At 69.9% G+C, this 1,054-nt stretch carries 1 protein-coding gene; it reads left to right on the top strand.

Going from position 1 to position 1,054, the window contains the following annotated elements; all coding sequences use genetic code 11:
* Nucleotides 1-62: 62 nt before the first annotated feature.
* Entirely contained in the window at nt 63-1,031 is a 969-nt protein-coding gene (locus tag ACFWPJ_RS33695; RefSeq protein ID WP_378857688.1) for a hypothetical protein, read from the top strand.
* The last annotated feature ends 23 nt before the right edge of the window (nt 1,032-1,054 follow it).

Below are 1,054 nucleotides of genomic sequence, written 5' to 3' on the forward strand. Positions count from 1 at the left end.
GGGGGGACCCGGGCCGGCCCCGCCGGCCGGGCGCGGAGGCAGGTGGCGAGGGAGGACTCGACGTGGCAAACGACAGCGATCGTTGGTGGGAGGCGCCGGGGATGTCGGGGGAGCCCCCGCAGACCGGAGCCGACCCGTACTCCCAGCCCGCCATCCCGCAGCAGCCAGGCGGATATCCGCCGCCGCAGTACGTTGCACAGCCGGGGTACGGGCAACCGCCGTACGGTCAACAGCCGTATGCGCCGCAGCCGTACGGTCAGCAGCCCTATGCGCAACAGCCCTACGGGTATGCGCCACAACCGAACCCGGGACCCCCGCGCAGCGGCAACAGCGCCGGGGTGATCATCGCAGTGGTCGTCGTGGTCGCGTTGATCGTGGTCGTCGGGATCGCCGCCGTCGTGATCGGCACCAGCAGCTCCGACGACACCTCCGCCGCGGCGACCTCGACCACCGCGACGACGGTGAAAGCGGGGCCGTTGACCGGCACGACCACCGCACCGGCGACGCCGGGTTCGAAGGGCGTGCTCGTCGCCTCCTACCGCGTCGCCTACGACGTGCCGTCCACCTGGTCGGTCTCCGACGAGTACGACACCATGTCCTTCACCACGGGGCTCGGCGCGATGAACGGCCGCGGCCAGGCGACCGAGGGGGAGAGCTACTGCCCCGGCTCGGCCTATCGCGCCATGGCGGGCGTGACAACGACGACCGAATCCGATCCTGCCGCTGCCGCCAAGGCCATCGCGAAAATCGCTGCGGCAGGCGGATATTCGGACCCGACCGGCGGAAAGCTGACCTCGCCGACCGCGCTGACGACTCAGAGCGGCGTCACCGGCCAGTTCGTCGAGAGCACGGGCCCCTGGAAGCCCGCGGTCGCAGGCTGCACCGCCGACTCCTACTCGGTGTACACCTTCGCCTTCGAGAACGCCGCCAACACATTGCTGGTGCTGACGCTGCTCGTCGACCGCAATGCCACCGGCGAACTCACCGCCGACCAGGCCAAGAAGATCATCACCAGCTTGCGCCTGGTCTGAGCCCGGTCAGGACTGTTTCGTCA

The sequence above is a fragment of the Nocardia sp. NPDC058497 genome (genome assembly GCF_042720195.1).
In the GTDB taxonomy this organism is placed as follows: domain Bacteria; phylum Actinomycetota; class Actinomycetes; order Mycobacteriales; family Mycobacteriaceae; genus Nocardia.